Source organism: Neisseria sp. DTU_2020_1000833_1_SI_GRL_NUU_006, assembly GCA_032388755.1.
Lineage (GTDB): Bacteria > Pseudomonadota > Gammaproteobacteria > Burkholderiales > Neisseriaceae > Neisseria > Neisseria sicca_C.
The window spans coordinates 1,080,541-1,098,767 of record CP135593.1 but is presented as its reverse complement, the minus strand read 5'-3'; the positions used below and the strand labels follow the sequence as shown (position 1 = coordinate 1,098,767).

The following is an 18,227-nucleotide window of genomic DNA, read 5'->3' as shown; positions in this document are numbered from 1 at the left end:
TTTGTGCAAAAACTAACAGTCCCCCACACGACCTTTTTTACGGGAAATGATTAAGTTGTTTGTACTTTTTTAAAACAGCCATGCAAAAAAGCGAACAGTGTAAGCAATACTAAAATTACTTACGCCTTTTCCATTTATCAGTGATGACCGCAACCGCCGCCATGACTTTCGCTGTGAATTCCAATGTTGTTTACGACTAGAATATGCAAAATCTTATACTTCTAATAATGTTATTTGCGACTGAAAACAAAAATTTTGCATTAAGATTTGAAAATAATATTGTTATTTGAGACTAAATTATAAGAAAGCTAATTGAGTTTGGGTTATTGATAAAGGGCATTAACTCATTAAGATTGTCTTCCTTTTAATCCTTTTTCTACTACACATATAAAACTATGCCAATCCGTAAAATTCCTAAAAACTATCGAAATATTACAGGTATCGCTCCATATAACAAAGCTATAGGCATTGCAGCTTATGAGTCATCTTTGGAGCGTGATTTTTTAACTCTGCTGGAATTTGATTCTAATGTGCAGCATTTCGAAGTACAGCCTATCACGATTGAGTGGTTTGACCCAGCAGGAAAGAAGCATATCTATACCCCTGATGTTTTGGTTCATTATCAAAATGATGTAATTATTTACGAAGTAAAATATCGTAGCGATTTACGTAAAAACTGGTGTGAACTCAAACCTAAATTTCAGGCTGCCTTACATTTTTGCAAATTACACGGTTGGCATTTTAAACTGATTACAGAGTTAGAGATTCATACTGATTATTTATGCAATGTACGCTTTTTATTGCCATATCAACAAAATGGCTTATCTGGCGAATACAGCGAAGCATATATGACTTTATTGGATGAATCGTTACGCGAATTGAAAAAATCCACACCTAAACAGCTTATTCAACAGACTTTTCAGGATGAATACAATCAAGCAAAATTATTGCCTGTATTGTGGTACTTAATTGCAGAACGAAAAATTGGCGCAGATTTAAATCAACCACTCACTATGCAATCCGCTATATGGTTTAAAAAATGAAAGCAACTTTAAATGTGAATGTCGGTGCAATGGTTTTGTTTCAAAACAAAATCTGTGTAATTACAGCAGTCCTGGATTTAGAAACATATCAGTTACGCGATAGTGTAACCGGTGCAGATTACCAAGCAAAATTAGCGGATCTATCAACAGTCCAGAGTGCTGAATTAACCCACTTAGATAGTATTCCTGAGCAAAAATGGCAATTAGCTCAACAACATTTCGATGTAATTGAGCCACTTATCCGAAATCCAAAACGTAGTAAATCTGATGTTCAAGCGAGAGCTGCCGAATGCGGTGTACATATCAGTACGGTTTATCGCTGGTTAAAAAGTTATAAGGAAAGCGGCGTTCTGACTGCTTTAACACGTAAGCAGCGTAGTGATAGTGGTAAAACACAGCTTTCTGATGATGTAGAACAGCTTATCAGGCAAGTATTGGAAGTGGATTATTTAAGCACACAACGTAAATCAATACAGAAAATCATTAGAGAAATTACACGGCGTTGCCATAAACAAAATTTACCAGCTCCTCATGCTAATACCATTCGTTCTCGAATCAAAAATATTGCGCCTCAAATTAAAACTGCTAAACGGCTAAGCCATAAAGCAGCAGAAATGAAATTTTCTCCTTTACAAGGTAGCTTTCCAAATGCCGATTATCCGCTTTCAGTGGTACAAATAGATCATACAAAGTTAGACATTATTTTAGTCGATGATGTATATCGTAAGCCTATTGGTAGGCCGTGGATTACGCTGGCGATTGATGTGTTCAGCCGAATGGTTACGGGATTTTATGTGTCATTCGATCCACCAAGTGCATTATCTACAGGTTTGTGTTTAGCACATAGTATTTTGTCTAAAGAAAGCTGGTTGGCAAAACATGGAGTGAAAGGGCGGTGGCCTGTGTGGGGTTTGCCACGCAAAATTCATTTGGATAATGCAAAAGAATTCCGTGGCAAAGTGCTGGAAAAGGCGTGTAAACAATACGGTATTGAAATTGAGTGGAGGCCTGTGGCACGTCCTCATTTCGGAGGACACATTGAGCGTTTACTGGGTACGATTTTGGATGAAGTCCACGGTTTAACTGGTACTACTTTTGCAAATACACAACAAAGAAAAGATTATGCTTCCGAAAGCAAGGCGGCATTAACGCTAACTGAATTTGAAACGTGGTTAACACTATTTATTTGTGATGTTTATCATCAGCGTACTCATTCTGGATTGGGAATCTCACCGTTAGCCAAATGGAAATCAGGTGTATTAGGAGATGATGTTTCTTTAGGAACAGGATTACCTGATAAAGTGGTTGATGAGACACTATTGCGCTTGACCTTTATGCCGTTTGAAATGCGAACGGTGCAGCAATATGGGGTAGTTATCCATAAAATCACTTATTGGCATGACGTTTTACGACCGTGGATTGCAGCAACTAATCCGACTAATCCTAGACAGGCTCGCCAGTTCATTTTTCGCATAGATCCACGTGATTTGAGCGTGATTTGGTTTTATGACCCAGATTTATTGATGTATTTTCCAATACCTTATCGGAACAGTTCGAATCCGGTTATCAGCATTTGGGAGTTACGAGAGATTCAGAGACAATTAAAAAATGAGCAGAAACAGAATATTGATGAGAACATGATTTTTGCAGCATACGGACGAATGCGAGAATTGGAACAGCAAGCTCAAGGTAAGACTAAAGCCATCCGTCGCGCTCAACAACGTCGCCAATTAGATCAAAGTACTCGAGCATCTTTACCTATGCCTCAAATTGATTCGAGGAATATTATATCGTCTGAAAATGAGGAAAATATGTTTGATGATATTCAGCCTTTTGAAGATTTGGACGATTTATCATGAATTATCCTCACCTTTCTCCCAAAGCAGAAGAACAACTAAAGTATAGTGATATTGAGCGCATTGAATACATACGTTCCCCACGTTGGATAGGTTATCCGCAGGCTCAACAGATTTTGGTAAAACTGGAAGATTTGCTAAGTTTCCCGAAACAAAACCGTATGCCTAATATGTTGTTGGTTGGTGATACTAATAACGGTAAAACCATGTTGATTAAATATTTTTTGCGGCAACATCCAGCCCATGATAATCCACATGGAAATGGTATTATCGCACCAGTAGTGATTATTCAAGCACCGCCTATACCTGATGAAAGCCGTTTTTACAATGCTATTTTAGATTTACTGTTTGCCCCCTATAAAACTCATGACAGGACAGATAAAAAACTTGCCCAAGTGCTTCATTTGCTCAAATACGTTAATACTAAAATGTTGATTATTGATGAAATCCACCATATCCTTTCCGGGAGTTTGAATAAGCAGAAAACGTTTTTAAATGTAATTAAATACTTAGGAAATGAATTACAAATTCCGATTGTAGGTGTAGGTATTAAAGACGCATATCGAGCCATTCAAACTGATGCACAGTTGGCCAACCGTTTTGAACCTGCGGTGCTTCCTCGTTGGGAATTAAATAAGGATTTTATGCGTTTATTGATGAGCTTTGAACGGATGCTGCCGCTTAGTCAACCGTCGGATTTACATGAAATTTCGTTGGCTACAAAGTTATATGCCATGAGTGAAGGATATATTGGAGAGCTTTCTCGTTTGCTGACACAAGCTGCTGTAGCCGCTATTCAACAACAAACTGAATGTATTAACGAAACAATCTTAAATTCAATCAACTGGATTAGCCCAAGCCAACGTAAACGTCAATTGGATAAACTCAGATGATTTTACCCGCTCATCCGAAACCTTATCCTGATGAATTGTTTACATCATGGTTGGTTCGCTTAGCACATGCAAACGGGTTGAAAGTACAAACCTTCTGTCATTTGCTATTTCCTAATTATGAGATATGGAATAGGGATATAGATCGCCATACTCCTGACTGGTTGGTCAATACATTGGCTGAAAAAACAGGCTGTTCAACCATTCGAATCAAAACAACCACATTAGATAGCCTACAAGGTCGATTATTTGACAAAAACAATTTTTCAGGACAATTGACGTGGATAAACAGCCTTAAAGCCAATCACCGTAAACGCGATAATAATGCTATTGTTTATTGCCCGCTATGTCTAGCTACTGACAATGAAACATATTTCCGAAAATCATGGCGCATAGCCCTATATACATTTTGTCCAATACATCAAATCATGATGCATGATTGCTGTCCTAAATGTGGTATATATGTTGCTTTTCACCGACAAGATTTAGGTAAACCTAATTTGCAGCGCTTTACAGAGTTGAAATATTGTTGGAATTGTCAATATGACTTGAGCAACAGTCCTTGTGAGAATGTTATTTTCTTTAATGATGAAATCAGGCTGCAATGGCAAAATTGGTTAAACCGAATTGCTAATCTTGATTATCTTTTTAACCAATCTGAAAAAGAACAACTAAAAATTCTGCATCACTTTTTGGCGATTACTACATCAAAGAAGTTTGCACCGGATTTGTACTCTTATTTGTGCAAGCAAATACATCAGACTCCAGTTCAATTAGAACGTTCTCGTCGACTGAGTTGGGAAAGTCGCAGTTTGGTGGAACGACACAGCACGATTTATTCTTGTATGTGGTTGTTGCAAAATTATCCGAATAATTTGATCCAAGCATGGCATGATAAAGTAATTCGATATAACCATTTACTGAAAGATTTCCGAGATTGTCCTGATGATTTTCGTCAAATTGTTTCTCAAATGAATAGGAATATTTATAAGGAATTATATCGGAAGTTATGAGTTTTTGATGAGGTCGAAGTAGATTAGCCTCTAATTTTAAGCGTGCTGTCTGAAAGATAGAATAAAACCTACTAAAGAGGTGGGTTATGGGCATCATTTGGCATTATCAATACGAAAGAATTTATCTTCAGAAGTCAAAAATAAAACTGTATCTTTTTCCAAATCAGGATAATCTTTAATTTTATCGTTAATAATAGGAATAATTAATTGGCCATTTTGTTGATTTGCCAAGTTGAATAATACAGAAATCTTCTGAATATCAACAACTTCGATTTTATCTTGAGTTGCAAATAACGGTCTTCTAAGGTTTTTATCATTGCAAAAGGCCATATAAGCTAAATCAAAGGCCATTACTACTGCTTGTTTTTCTCCTGAGCCTGGGTTGTGGTTAAACTCATCTATTTGAAATTTAAATATGTTAGTATCTTTAGTTAGGTTGAATGACAACAAGTATTTTTGGCCGGTTAACTGTTCGGTATATTTGGAAAAGTAGAAATTGAATATTTTCAAATTCTCATCTAGTAGTTCAGTATTTCTATGCATTTCTTCTACGAGATTATCTAATTTTTCCTTTAGTTCTTTTGATTCTCCAATGTAATGGTTTAGCTCTTCTAATAATGCGTCTGCTTCTCCCTTTTCTTTGTATTTGGTGGCAATCCTGTCGTTGAGTTTAGTGTATTCACGTAATGAGCCAGTTTGTCCTAATTTATAAAGTAGCCGATTATATTCGTCAGTCAAATAAGAACGCTCGTTTTCCAACTCAGAAATACGAGTATCGCTTTTTTGTATGCTTTTTTTAAGAAAAGCGATTTCGTTTTTCAGCATAGTATTATGAAAATTAACTACTTCATCAAAAGTCTTTGCTAATTCTTCGTTATAAAAATTTGCTTCCTCATAGAGATATTGCAAAGTACTACCGTTTGCAGATACTGCGTCACGCTCTAACCGCGTAATTCTTTCGTTTGCACCGTTCCGTTTTAAACGTTGTTCTGCCAGTAATTGTTCGTTTTTGTTTAATTGAATTTGAATATTCTCTAATTGCGCCGCTTCTTCGTCATATTTATCGGAAATGTTAAAAGCATTGCGCTGAGCTTCTAAATCATAAAGTTCACCTTCAATCAAATTGATTCGTTGCTTCAATGAGCTAATGCTATTACGCTTTTCCAATACGTAAAGTGCATTTTCTATACTTCGCTGTTGCTTCTCTACTTCGGATTTTTTACTTAACAGATTTGTTTGATTAAAGCCGAATAAAAACAGATGAATTTTTTCATATTCAACATTTTTGCAAAAACTTCCATTGAAATATAATATCTTATCAATTTGGTTGTCCCGCTGGCGGATAAATTTTCCAAGTAATTGGCGTAGAGTAGGTTTGGGGTCGGTAAAATTAAACAAAAGCTCTTTCAGCTTTAGGTCAAACTCTTCGTGCTTGTATTTTTTGCCATCAATATAGTTAGTAATTTTGCTTCGAGCGGTTAGATCAAGACAACGTTCGATAATGATTTCATCGGATGCATCAAAAGAGTGTGAAAGTGTAAGTTTGAATGTAGGTTTTTCTTTTTTGAGAAAATCAACAACTAGGCGGTTTTCTGTTTTAAATTCAGAATCGGTGTAAATAGCTTTTGCGTCTTTACCTGCCAAGCAAAAATCAAGACAGCGAATTAGGGTAGTTTTACCTAAACTATTGGAAGAGTTTTGTTGGTTTTCATCCGAACTGCCTAAGATGATATTAATGCCTTTTTTGAAGGTTACTTCCCTAATGGTCTTACCTGTTTCACTAGTTAGCGTAAATTTTTTTAGAAACATTTTTTTAATCTTCCATCACCATTCGAATCAATTAAGCCTGCCAGAAACAACCAGTCAAGTGTTAGCATGAATTGAGGAAAGCTGACATTCAGCTGGTTACCGTATTTTTCAAACATTTCTACAGCATAAAATGGCTCCGTGGATTCACGAAGTTTACCTATTAAATAAGCCCCTACAGAGTAAAGGCTTTTTTGGGGTTCTGTCCTATTGAGAAGCATAGTCGGATGGTGGTTTGTCAAAAATTTTGCATTCTGCAAATATATAGAATACCACAAATTCAACAGCTTTTTGTTCTTCTAGAGCAAGTCTTGTGTTCTTTCCAATTAATGCAGTTTCAATTTCGGAACAGACTTTTTCAATAATTTTATCTGCAGAACAATTAGTATTTTTGCGGCGTATCTTACGATAATAATGTTTAATATGCTGGGTAATGCTTGTTTCACATGCAGGATCTACTTCAGAAAGTATTTTGATTTGATTTTTAACATAGTGATACCCCTCCTGGAAGTCTTCTAATGGATCAAAATAAGAAATTTCATTAAAGTTAATTTTATTTTCGATGGTATAAGATTTTGTATCTATTGGAGTAAATTCTTCTCCATTTTGAGCGTTTTTATATATTCCGCTCAGCACCTTTTCAATCGCTGATAAAATATCTACATCGGTGTTTTGATAGTAAGTAATGTTATTAATAACATCCCCACCAGCTTGTATATTATTATTTCCGCTTATATCTTGCTGATGTTTTCCGCCAATCATGGTTTACCCTTTCGTTTGATAATGTTTTTCCCCGCTTGCTGATTATTATCGCCTTGAATAGATTGATTTATAATATTGTTTTTTTTATCATGTTTTGACTTTTTGAACTTAAAAAGCGTTGCAATTAGACCTATAACGGGAAAAACTACACCAACTATCCAAGCAATTGTTACTCCTATATCTGATTTAATCCATTGAATAAATTGTTCCATATTTTTTCCAAGTTCAAAGTTTTTAATACAATCTAAACTGAATACCCCATTAAAACATGTACCAGCTTTAGGGGCTGAAAACTTATTTTTTAAAATCTAAATTATTCGTAAATTCAAAAACTTTTTCGCTAATTTTCCGTGCAAAACTCGCAATATCTTTATGCGTATGTTTTAGAGTAGTAATTTGCAAACTAGTTCTTTTGGGAATTTTATCCCAAATTCCTCGTTTTTTTGCCAAGACGTATAACAATTGACCCAGATACTTCATCTCGTCATTTGTCTCAAAATAAATAATTGCTGTAACGAAATGCTCACTTTTCCGAGCTTGAATTTCAATCAACCAAAATGTCCTATCTTTATAATCAATTTTTCCTAATAATACCTTACGCCTTGTTTTGGTTTTGGAAACAAGATACGACCATTGGGCTTTATGGGCTGAATCAGTTAATGGAACAAACTCACAAGCCGGAGAGCTGGACATATAGATAGCTGCTTGAATATTTGAATATTCTTCATTCAAATGTTCGATAGCCCGTACGGAATTTTCAAAAGTTGCAGCTAAGGCATCTCTATTGTGTTTTTCGGATTGGGTATTAAATGTGCTAATGGACGCAGGTGCAATTGTAGTTTGGCCCCATGTACCTAAATCCGCGCCTAAGCCGGTTACATTCATTTGTTCATTTATAACAAGTTTCTGTGCTTTGTATTCATTAAACGGTTTTTTGGGTTTTTCAATCTTTTTACCGATCAAATCTGAAAAGCAATTTATGTTTAAGTCAAATTGTAATGTTGATACGCAAGTGTCTGATTCATATTGATTTTGGATAATGGAGTTTCCTTTGAGACTGGAAGTTCGTCCCTCTCTTCGATACTCTTTCTTTTCATCATCAGGTATATCTGTTTTCTTATCTCCCTTTCGGTTGTCATTATTCCTATCAACAGAAATATCGGGAAAAGGAGCCGAACAAGAACAAATCTCCGTAACTAAGAATCTATCAACAATTTTAATACCGCGAACCACTAAATTGGTTGAATTGATAAATGGGAAATTGGTAGATAATAATGTAGTTGGTTGTTCGTTAAAACCTATTTTTATTAGGGAGTTTTTAATCTGAAAGAATCCGGATAAAGCAATATCTGAAGTCAATATTCTTGCTAAAATAAAGGCCTCTTGATCTGTATATTGCTGTGGTAATTTAATGACTACCTTGTCTGTTTCATTATCTATCGCATATGAAATTTTTGTAATTTCTTCTGGATTAGAAAATGTTAAATGAGCTAGTCTAGTTGAACAGGCATAATAAAAACGGATAATTTCTATTACTGGAATAATTATTCCATTTTTGTAATTCTCATTTTGAATTTTTAAGCAAGAAAAAGGTACTTTTGCATCTGTTGCAAAATTTTTCTGCAACAATAGTTTGCATTCTTGCTCTCTTCCGCTTGAATCTAAATATTTTATTTTGTAATTGCTATTAATTATTTCTACTGTATTTGCATTTATTTCAATATTTTTAAGAGTAACTATATCTGTAACTGCTTTATTATTTTGAAGTTTTCCTTTTATCCAAAGAGATCCAACTCTTAAAATAGGAAGCAAGCCTATATTAACAGGAATCTTTTTTAATTGATTATATTCTGGAATTTCTCTACCAGAATTATCAAATCTAGCAAAGTTATATACAGAATTATCATGAAAGTTAACTGGGCGTAAATAGACTTCAATAAACAGGTTATTGTTATTTTTCAATTGGGAAAAAATCTTCCCTAACCTATCAATTCGCCACAATTTATTATCATGTGGGAATTCGGCAATTTCAATAACTGGTTGTTGATCCATATTTGCCCAGTCGAACTTATCGTTATAAAGTCGCAAATAGCGTAGTTCAGTCGCAAATAGCGTCAGAATTCACATTCGCGCAATGCTTCGGCAGCCTGCTCGTCGGCATGGTAGCTTGAGCGGACCATGGCGCCGATGGCAGCGTTGGTGAAGCCCAGTTCGTATGCTTCTTTTTCAAAGATTTTGAACTGGTCGGGCGTGACGTAGCGCAAGACGGGCAGGTGTCCGTCTGAAGGCTGGAGGTACTGGCCGATGGTAATCATTTCGATATTGTGCGCCCGCATATCGCGCATGATTTCGCGCACGTCTTCGTCTGTTTCGCCCAAGCCGACCATGATGCCGGATTTGGTCGGGATGTGCGGCATCATTTCTTTGTAGCGGCGCAGCAGGTCGAGGGAGTGCTGATAGTTGGCACCCGGACGGGCTTTTTTGTACAGGCTCGGATGGGTTTCCAAGTTGTGGTTCATCACGTCGGGCGGGGTTTCGGCAAGGATTTTCAGCGCGATGTCCAAGCGGCCGCGGAAGTCGGGAACGAGGATTTCGATTTTGGTGTTCGGACTGGTTTCGCGGATGGCTTTGATGCAGTCGGCGAAATGCTGTGCGCCGCCGTCGCGCAGGTCGTCGCGGTCAACGGAAGTGATGACGACGTAACGCAGGTTCATGGCTTTGACGGATTCTGCGAGGTTTTTCGGTTCGTCGGGGTCGAGCATATTCGGGCGGCCGTGTCCTACGTCGCAGAACGGACAGCGACGGGTACAAATGTCGCCCATAATCATGAAGGTTGCTGTGCCTTTGCTGAAGCATTCGCCGATATTCGGACAGGAAGCTTCTTCGCAAACGGTGTGCATTTTTTGTTCGCGCAAAATGTCTTTGATTTCAAAGAATTTGCGTGACGGCAGTTTGGCGCGTATCCATTCGGGTTTTTTCAGTTTTTCCTGAAGGGGGACGACTTTGATGGGGATGCGGGCGGTTTTGTCCGCTCCTTTGAGTTTGACGCCGCGTTTGGGATCGTCAACTTTGATTTCGCTCATTAATTGTTCGCTTTCGGTGTGAGTTGTGTCTCGAGGTGTGCGGTCAGTTTTTGCGCAACTTCGTCCAAGGTGGGACAGGGTTGGACAAAATCCGCGATTTGTGTCATTTCCATGCCGGCATAACCGCAGGGATTGATGTGGGTAAACGGGCTTAAGTCCATGTTTACGTTTAATGCCAGGCCGTGATAGACGGAACCGTCTTTGATGCGCAAGCCGAGTGAGGCGATTTTGCGCTCGCCGACATAAACGCCGGGGCGTTTCGGGTCTGCCGCCGCTTCAATGCCGTATTCCGCCAACGTGGCGATGATGCTGTTTTCAAGCGCGGAAACGATGTTGCGGACGCTGGTTTTGCGGCGTTTGAAGTTGATCATGGTGTAAATGACCAACTGGCCGGGACCGTGATAAGTGATTTGTCCGCCCCGGTCGATTTGGACGACGGGTATGTCGTCGCGGATCAGGAGGTGTTCCGGTTTGCCTGCCAGGCCTTGTGTGAAGACGGGCGGATGCTCGACCACCCATAATTCGTCTTCGGTATGTTCGTCGCGGGCTGCATTGAACGCTTTCATGGCTTCGAAAGTCGGTTGGTACTCGACCATGCCTTTATGCACGATTTTCATATCAGTACACTACTTTCACCATTTCGTGATCGGTCAGGGCGCGGTAGATTTTGTCCAGTTGCTCTTTGCTTTCGACGTTTACTTTGACGGTTGCACCGGTATAGTTGCCCTTGCTGCTTTGACGGGTGGTGATGTGGTGGGGTTCGGTATCGGGCGCGTGCTGGCGGACGGTTTCCAAGATATTTTTTTCAAATTCGGGATGCGCGTTGCCCATGACTTTGATAGGGAATTGGCAGGGGAATTCGATGAGTGAGGTTTGGTCGGTCATGGCTGACTCCTGATATGCTGTATGCCGAGAGGTCGTCTGAAAAGTTTCCAGCCTTTCAGACGACCTCGAACGGCGTGTATTTTATCGCAAAAAGTTGCCGATAAAAATAGAAGCGTACATCGGCTTTTTCAAGTCTTGAAATACGCTTTTCCATCCCAATTTAAGCCACATTCCAAATTTATTACCAAGTAGAGAACAATATGCCGACAAAAGAAAAACATTTTGAGGAATACAGCGCACTGGCAACCCTGCCTTTACGCGATGTCGTCGTTTATCCGCATATGGTGCTGCCGCTGTTTGTAGGCCGCCCGAAATCCATTGCGGCATTGGAAGCGGCAATGGCGAATGACGATCCGGTGTTTTTGCTGGCGCAAATCGACCCGAACACCGAAGATCCGACGGCGTCCGATTTGCACCGTACGGGTACGGTCGCGCAGGTTTTGCAGGTGTTGAAGCTGCCTGACGGCACGGTGAAAGTGTTGGTCGAAGGTATCCGGCGCGGCAGAGTATTGACCATTGAAGAGAGTGGCGGATTGTTCCTGTCACATGTCGAAGCTGTCGATGAGTATGCGGATGCGGACAATCCCGATATTGAAGCCATTCGTCGCACGCTGCTTACCCAGTTTGACCAATACGCCAAGTTAAATAAAAAAATCCCTGCCGAAATCATCAATACCATCAACGGTATCGATGATAACAGCCGTTTGGTGGACACGATTGCGGCGCATTTGCAGTTGAAACTGGAGCAGCGCCAACAGATTTTGGAAACCTTCGGCATTATCGGTCGTATGGAGTTTCTGCTCGCCCAGTTGGAATCCGAACTGGACATCATGCAGGTCGAAAAACGCATCCGCGGCCGCGTCAAACGCCAGATGGAAAAATCCCAGCGCGAGTATTATCTGAACGAGCAAGTGAAAGCGATTCAGAAAGAATTGGGCGAAGAAGACGAACGCGGCGAACTGGATGCGTTGGAAGCAAAAATCAAAGAAGCGGGCATGACCAAAGAAGCCGAAGAGAAATGCCTGTCCGAACTGAAAAAGCTCAAAATGATGCCGCCTATGTCTGCGGAATCTATCGTGGTACGCAACTACATCGATACTTTGCTTGAGCTGCCGTGGAAGAAAAAATCCCGTGTCAGCAAAGACATTGCCAAAGCCGATTTGGTGTTGAACGCCGACCACTATGGCTTGGAAAAAGTCAAAGAACGGATTTTGGAATACCTCGCCGTCCAAAAACGTATGGACAAGCTCAAAGGTCCGATTCTGTGTTTGGTCGGTCCTCCGGGGGTGGGTAAAACCTCTTTGGGAGAATCCATTGCCAAAGCAACAGGCCGCCAATATGTCCGTATGGCTTTGGGTGGCGTGCGCGACGAAAGCGAAATCCGCGGCCACCGCCGCACCTATATCGGCTCTATGCCAGGCAAAATCCTGCAAAACATGGCTAAGGCAGGCGTGAAGAATCCGCTGTTCCTGCTCGACGAAATCGACAAATTGGGCAGCGACTTCCGAGGCGATCCTTCCAGCGCGTTGCTTGAGGTGCTCGATCCTGAGCAAAACAACAAGTTTGCCGATCATTATGCGGAAGTGGATTACGATTTGAGCGATGTGATGTTTATCGCCACATCTAATAGCTTGAATATTCCGACCCCGTTGCTCGACCGCATGGAAATCATCCGTTTGTCCGGCTATACCGAAGACGAGAAAATCAATATCGCCATGCAGTATCTCGTGCCAAAACAAATGAAACGCAACGGCGTGAAAGAAGGCGAATTGGTGGTTGAAGAAAGCGCGGTACGCGATATTATCCGTTATTACACGCGTGAAGCCGGTGTGCGTTCGCTTGATCGCGAGATTGCCAAAATCTGCCGCAAGGTGGTGATGCAGATTACCTTGAACGAAGATAAGAAGAGGTCGTCTGAAACCAAGAAAACCAGCAAAGCCAAGCCTAAGGCGGTTAAAGTCAATGAGAAAAACCTGCATGACTACTTGGGCGTGCGCCGCTTCGATTACGGCGTTGCCGAAAGTGAAAACCGTATCGGACAGGTTACCGGTTTGGCGTGGACGGAAGTCGGCGGCGAATTGCTGACTGTCGAAGCCGTGGCGTTGCCGGGCAAGGGCGTGATTCAGTGTACCGGTCAGTTGGGCGATGTGATGAAGGAATCTGTGTCCGCGGCATGGTCTGTTGTCCGTTCCCGTGCAGAATCAGTGGGTTTGGCTCCTGATTTTTACGAGAAAAAAGACATCCATGTTCACGTTCCCGAAGGCGCAACGCCGAAAGACGGCCCGAGCGCAGGTATTGCCATGACTTTGGCGATGGTGTCTGCCTTCACCAAAATTCCGGTGCGCGCCGATGTGGCGATGACAGGCGAAATCACCCTGCGCGGCGAAGTCTTGCCAATCGGCGGTTTGAAGGAAAAACTGTTGGCTGCCTTGCGCGGCGGCATCAAACACGTCCTGATTCCGAAAGACAACGTCAAAGACTTGGAAGAAATCCCTGAAAACGTGAAAACCGGCCTGATCATCCATCCGGTCAAATGGATAGACGAAGTCCTCGCTTTGGGCTTGGAAAGCCAGCCGACACCTTGGGTTGCGCCTTTAAGTACCGAAGAGGCGCAGGTTGAAGCCGCCAAGCCTAAGTCAAGGGCGAAAGCGACCAAACACTGATTTTGTAAAAAATGTGTTGCAAAAGATGCGGGTTTGCCTTGAAAGCCTGTAAAATAGGGCAATTCCGCATTTTTTGCTTGACACGGTATTTTCAGAATTGCTATAAAGCGCAAAGGTACTCAAAAGTACGAAGCCCCGAGTATTCGGGCATTTCATTATTTTCAACGATAGGAAGGGACTGATTGTGAATAAGTCTGAATTGATCGAAGCAATTGCTCAAGAAGCCGGCATTTCTAAAGCTGCCGCCCAAAAAGCTCTGGATGCCACTACCAATGCTGTAACCAACGCTCTGAAAAAAGGCGACACCGTAACTCTGGTCGGTTTCGGTACTTTCTACGTTGGCGAACGCGCAGAACGTCAAGGCCGCAACCCTAAAACCGGCGAGCCTCTGACCATCGCTGCTGCTAAAACTCCTAAATTCCGTGCCGGTAAAGCATTGAAAGATGCCCTGTAATTTTCCCTTGTAAAAAACCGATTCCATATGGGGAATCGGTTTTTTATTTTATAGACTGCCTAAGAAGTTTTCAGTATTCGAATATGGCATCAGATAGGCTTTTGATTCTGTAATTTTGCAGTCTCTACCTTTTTGGCAAACCATAAGGCAGCCATTGTGCCAAGCATATCCGCTATTCCGTCTCCAAGTGAGCCTTCCCTTGTCGTTGTAAACGTTGCTTGAGCCCATTCGCTAAAGAAGGCAAACAATAAGGCGAATATCAATAGTTTTTTATAAGGCACGTGTTTTTGCTCGGCTAAAAAGATTTTGGCTATTAACCATGTTTGTGCAAAGAACGTAATGAAATGGGCAACCTTGTCGAAATTGGGAAAGGGAGGGGGCGCATTGCCGGACTCTTTGAAAAGTAATGCGTAAATACTTGCTGCAAACCAAGCTGCTGCTAACAAGGTAAACTTATTCAAAGGCAGTTTCATTGTGTTTCCTCATCCAGCCATTTTTGGCAGATGGCGGACAAACGGATAAATTTATCCCCCCGTTTGTCCAGTTCATCACGCCATAGTTTGACTTCTTCAATGGTCGGTGCTTCGTCCAAGCTGCATTCGTATAAGAAAAAGTCCAGTGTTTCTTCTACCGTTCCGACAGATTCTGTTTGAATTAATTCTAGAAGCTCATTCATTGTTTGCTCCCAAAGGTCGTCTGAAATTTATTTGCTGTGTAAAAAACGTACGGCTTCTTCCCATTCTCCGGCTAACAGCATGGGAACGGCTTTTAATGATTTATTGATGGCTTCATCAATTTGCTGCCTGTGTTCCGGGCTGGGTTTATTCAGGACATAGCCGACAACCAGATTTCGGTCTCCCGGATGATCGATACCCAAGCGCAGGCGGTAAAAATCAGGCGTTCCCAAGCGTGCCTGAATGTCTTTTAAGCCGTTATGACCGCCGTTTCCCCCACCCAATTTAAATTTTATCCTGCCGCACGGTATATCCAGTTCGTCATGGACGACCAGGATTTCTTCAGGCTTGATTTTGTAGAATTGCGCCAGCGCGGCTACTGCCTGACCGGAGCGGTTCATAAATGTTGAAGGTTTTAAAAGCCATAAGTCTGAGCCGGATATGCTGATGCGGGCTACTGAGCCGAAGAATTTTTTTTCTTCTTTTAAAGTAGCTTTATATTGCCATGCCAATTCGTCGATAAACCAGAATCCGGCATTGTGGCGCGTTTGTTCGTATTCCGAACCGGGATTTCCCAGTCCTACAATCATTTTGATTTTATTTGACATTGTGTTTCCTCAAAGAGAGGTCGTCTGAAAACAGCAAACGGTTTTCAGACGACCTTTTCAAGCATTTTATTTGGTTTTACCGACCCGTTTGCGTCTTGCTTCTTTCGGGTCAATCAGTAAAGGGCGGTATATCTCGATACGGTCTCGGTCGCGCAACAAAACGTCATCTTTGACTCTTTTTCCAAAAATACCCAAAGGGGCCGCATTCAAATCCAATTCAGGAAAATCTTTATCCAAGCCGCTTTGACGCACAGCCGTCCTTGCAGTTGCTCCTTGCTCAATACGGATTGAGCGCAATATCTGTTTTTCAGCCGTTCCGTAAACAATTTCGATTTCAAGCATAGCGTCTGTCTGCCTCTTTGACGAATGCATCGACCAGCGTACCGGAGAGGTGGTTGAATACGGGGGAAATGACGGTAGAAAGCAGCATATTGGAAAAATCATATTCCAAACGAAATTCGATTTTACACATATCACCGCCCAAATCGATAAACTTCCATGTACCGCGCAAGGTTTTGAAAGGGCCTTCCAGCAAGTCCATACGGATTTCCGAGCCGGGAATGTTGTGGTTGTGTGTCGCAAAAGATTGACGCACACCCATATAGTCCATGAACAGCCGTGCTTTGAGTTCCTTATCTTTGCGCTCTATGACTTCGGTTTTACTGTACCATGGGAGAAAGTTTGGATAGTCCTCAACTTTATCGACCAAGTCGAACATCTGTTTTGCGCTGTGCAGCACCAATACGTTTTTTTCAACCTTTTTCATGGTTAAAACGGCCTGAAAGAAAAATCGTATTATAAACGAGTTTACCGTCTTTTTCAGACGACACTTTACCGTATTATATATTTGAGAATAAAAGAATTATTATAATAGAATAAACAAGGGGGCAAAATTCTGATAAACTTGCGCGACTTGGCCGCCGGTTGGTTTGTATAGCATAAAACAAGAAAAATTAATTATCCGGCGCATTTTAGATAAATCGGATTATAAAAATGAATACCGCTGACACATTTTACAGGGAAGCAATTTCACATTTGGCTAGGACACCTCCTGATTTTGAAGCAGCCGTTCCTTTGTTGCGTCAGGCTGCGCAAGCCGGGCATGCGGAATCCGCATTCCAACTTGCAGGCTGTCTGTTGCAGGGCTTAGGGACTTCGGCGGATAGGCAGGCAGGTATCAGACTGATGCAGCAGGCGGCGGGAAGCGGGCATCCTTATGCTCGATACAATCTGCTCCAGATTCAAGAATCACAAGGCATGCCTTTCAATACATTGATGGCAGCTTACAAGGAGCTGGCTGAAGAAGGTATCATCCATGCCCAGCTTAAGCTGATGCGGAGTTTGCATGACGGTGGGCGGCATGAAGAGGCGTTGCAATGGGCGTACATGGCTGCCGCTCAGCATCATCCGCAGGCATTATACTTTTTAGCGCAACACCATCAATATGCCTCGCCTCCCGATTTTGCTCAGGCACATTTGTTTTACCGACAAGCTGCGGAGCAGGATTTTCCTGCAGCACATTGGCAGCTGGGACTGCAATATAAATTAGGACAGGGAACTGACCCGAACAAGCAGCTTGCCGTCGTTCATCTGCGCCATGCAGCCGATAGCGGGATTGCTGCCGCACAAACCATGTTGGCGGATTTACTGCTGGAAACTGATCCGACAGAGGCCATACACCGTTTGAAGGCTGCGGCAAGAGGAGGCAGCAGCGACGCACAGGTAAGATTGGCAGAAATTTACCTATTGGGAAAATGGGTGGAACGCAATACCGGCAAGGCTCATGCGTATGCGGAAAAAGCGGCTGCACAGCAGCATTCCGAAGCCTTAAGGATTTTGGGCGATATTTACCGTTATGGTCTGGGTGTGCTTCCCGACCCTATGAAGGCACGGCGCTATTACCGTCAGGCAGCGGATAAAGGAAATATCCAGGCACATCAGAAACTGCTTGCCGATATTGCCTTGGGCAATAAACCCGAGGAATATGCCGAAGCAAAAGAAAAAGCTTTGAAGAAGCAGGAAGCAGAGCAACTTTATCAGCAGGCGTTTGCCGCGCATTATGGTTTGAATCGCCATCCCGATCATTCGGAAGCGTTGAGGCTGTATGAACGTTCGGCTTTATTGGGTCATGGGAAGGCGCAGACCAATTTGGGCATGATGTATTACAACGGACACGGTACGGCACAGAATTATGCCAAGGCGGCAGAATGGTTCGAAAAAGCGGCACTAAACCATGATGCAATGGCGCAATACAATCTTGCCTGCCTTTATTTTAACGGAACGGGCATAGCGCATGATGCAGATGAAGCGTGTAAATGGTTGGAAGCCGCTATCCGCAACGGACACGATCAGCCTGATGTATTGAAGCAGCTTTTGGCGCAATGGCGGCAGGCAGTGGCTTAAGCCGAATGCCGGCGTTTCAATAGATCATATATTAAACGTTGTCTGAAAACCGTCAGGCTTTCAGACAACGTTTGATTTATGTATATC

At 41.9% G+C, this 18,227-nt stretch carries 19 protein-coding genes; 7 read left to right on the top strand and 12 right to left on the bottom strand.

The window, feature by feature from the left end; genetic code table 11:
- Positions 1-395 precede the first annotated feature (395 nt).
- Genes RSJ68_05305 through RSJ68_05290 form a run of 4 tightly spaced genes read left to right on the top strand, consistent with a single transcriptional unit; the run spans position 396 to position 4,802 of the window.
- Positions 396-1,043, top strand: coding sequence for a heteromeric transposase endonuclease subunit TnsA (locus RSJ68_05305; GenBank protein ID WNU98137.1), 648 nt, complete (start codon positions 396-398; stop codon positions 1,041-1,043).
- Positions 1,040-2,902, top strand: a complete 1,863-nt coding sequence (locus tag RSJ68_05300; protein WNU98136.1) for a DDE-type integrase/transposase/recombinase — start codon at positions 1,040-1,042, stop codon at positions 2,900-2,902. The genes RSJ68_05305 and RSJ68_05300 overlap by 4 nt, the downstream gene beginning before the upstream one ends.
- Complete coding sequence (locus tag RSJ68_05295; protein ID WNU98135.1) at positions 2,899-3,792, top strand: TniB family NTP-binding protein; 894 nt, start codon at positions 2,899-2,901, stop codon at positions 3,790-3,792. The genes RSJ68_05300 and RSJ68_05295 overlap by 4 nt, the downstream gene beginning before the upstream one ends.
- Entirely contained in the window at positions 3,789-4,802 is a 1,014-nt protein-coding gene (locus RSJ68_05290) for a TniQ family protein (GenBank protein WNU98134.1), read from the top strand. Before RSJ68_05295 ends, RSJ68_05290 begins: the two co-directional genes overlap by 4 nt.
- Before the next feature lie 93 nt (positions 4,803-4,895).
- Here RSJ68_05290 and RSJ68_05285 read toward each other — a convergent pair whose 3' ends face one another.
- The 7 genes from RSJ68_05285 to RSJ68_05255 form a co-directional block, all read right to left on the bottom strand.
- The gene (locus RSJ68_05285) at positions 4,896-6,611 is read right to left on the bottom strand and encodes a DUF2326 domain-containing protein (GenBank protein ID WNU98133.1); all 1,716 of its coding nucleotides are present in this window, start codon (positions 6,609-6,611) and stop codon (positions 4,896-4,898) included.
- 204 nt (positions 6,612-6,815) lie between these two features.
- Positions 6,816-7,370 carry a hypothetical protein gene (locus tag RSJ68_05280; protein WNU98132.1) on the bottom strand — a complete coding sequence of 185 codons (555 nt, stop codon included), beginning with the start codon at positions 7,368-7,370 and terminating at the stop codon, positions 6,816-6,818.
- On the bottom strand, positions 7,367-7,582 hold the full coding sequence (locus RSJ68_05275) for a hypothetical protein (GenBank protein WNU98131.1): 216 nt from the start codon (positions 7,580-7,582) through the stop codon (positions 7,367-7,369). The genes RSJ68_05280 and RSJ68_05275 overlap by 4 nt, the downstream gene beginning before the upstream one ends.
- Before the next feature lie 82 nt (positions 7,583-7,664).
- The gene (locus tag RSJ68_05270; GenBank protein WNU98130.1) at positions 7,665-9,422 is read right to left on the bottom strand and encodes a hypothetical protein; all 1,758 of its coding nucleotides are present in this window, start codon (positions 9,420-9,422) and stop codon (positions 7,665-7,667) included.
- A gap of 62 nt (positions 9,423-9,484) precedes the next feature.
- Positions 9,485-10,453, bottom strand: a complete 969-nt coding sequence (gene lipA, locus RSJ68_05265; protein ID WNU98129.1) for a lipoyl synthase — start codon at positions 10,451-10,453, stop codon at positions 9,485-9,487.
- Positions 10,453-11,070 carry a lipoyl(octanoyl) transferase LipB gene (gene lipB / locus RSJ68_05260; GenBank protein ID WNU98128.1) on the bottom strand — a complete coding sequence of 206 codons (618 nt, stop codon included), beginning with the start codon at positions 11,068-11,070 and terminating at the stop codon, positions 10,453-10,455. Before lipB ends, lipA begins: the two co-directional genes overlap by 1 nt.
- Before the next feature lies 1 nt (position 11,071).
- Positions 11,072-11,338 carry a DUF493 domain-containing protein gene (locus RSJ68_05255; protein WNU98127.1) on the bottom strand — a complete coding sequence of 89 codons (267 nt, stop codon included), beginning with the start codon at positions 11,336-11,338 and terminating at the stop codon, positions 11,072-11,074.
- 200 nt (positions 11,339-11,538) lie between these two features.
- On the opposite strand from RSJ68_05255, the gene lon reads away from it, so the two are divergent.
- Positions 11,539-14,001, top strand: a complete 2,463-nt coding sequence (lon, locus tag RSJ68_05250) for an endopeptidase La (protein ID WNU98126.1) — start codon at positions 11,539-11,541, stop codon at positions 13,999-14,001.
- Positions 14,002-14,185: 184 nt separating this feature from the next.
- A complete protein-coding gene (locus tag RSJ68_05245; GenBank protein WNU98125.1) occupies positions 14,186-14,455 on the top strand; it encodes an HU family DNA-binding protein in 270 nt (89 codons plus the stop codon).
- 89 nt (positions 14,456-14,544) lie between these two features.
- Here RSJ68_05245 and RSJ68_05240 read toward each other — a convergent pair whose 3' ends face one another.
- From RSJ68_05240 to RSJ68_05220, 5 genes are all read right to left on the bottom strand, one after another.
- Positions 14,545-14,928 (bottom strand): VanZ family protein, encoded by a 384-nt coding sequence (locus tag RSJ68_05240; protein WNU98124.1) that lies wholly within the window; start codon positions 14,926-14,928, stop codon positions 14,545-14,547.
- On the bottom strand, positions 14,925-15,131 hold the full coding sequence (locus tag RSJ68_05235) for a dioxygenase (protein WNU98123.1): 207 nt from the start codon (positions 15,129-15,131) through the stop codon (positions 14,925-14,927). The genes RSJ68_05240 and RSJ68_05235 overlap by 4 nt, the downstream gene beginning before the upstream one ends.
- Positions 15,132-15,158: 27 nt before the next feature.
- The gene (gene pth, locus RSJ68_05230) at positions 15,159-15,737 is read right to left on the bottom strand and encodes an aminoacyl-tRNA hydrolase (GenBank protein WNU98122.1); all 579 of its coding nucleotides are present in this window, start codon (positions 15,735-15,737) and stop codon (positions 15,159-15,161) included.
- A 66-nt stretch (positions 15,738-15,803) separates the two neighbouring features.
- The gene (locus RSJ68_05225) at positions 15,804-16,079 is read right to left on the bottom strand and encodes an RnfH family protein (GenBank protein ID WNU98121.1); all 276 of its coding nucleotides are present in this window, start codon (positions 16,077-16,079) and stop codon (positions 15,804-15,806) included.
- Positions 16,072-16,503: a type II toxin-antitoxin system RatA family toxin gene (locus tag RSJ68_05220; GenBank protein ID WNU98120.1), complete on the bottom strand. Its 432-nt coding sequence runs from the start codon at positions 16,501-16,503 to the stop codon at positions 16,072-16,074. The genes RSJ68_05225 and RSJ68_05220 overlap by 8 nt, the downstream gene beginning before the upstream one ends.
- A gap of 227 nt (positions 16,504-16,730) precedes the next feature.
- Between RSJ68_05220 and RSJ68_05215 the strand changes: the two genes are divergently transcribed.
- Positions 16,731-18,140: a tetratricopeptide repeat protein gene (locus tag RSJ68_05215; GenBank protein WNU98119.1), complete on the top strand. Its 1,410-nt coding sequence runs from the start codon at positions 16,731-16,733 to the stop codon at positions 18,138-18,140.
- The last annotated feature ends 87 nt before the right edge of the window (positions 18,141-18,227 follow it).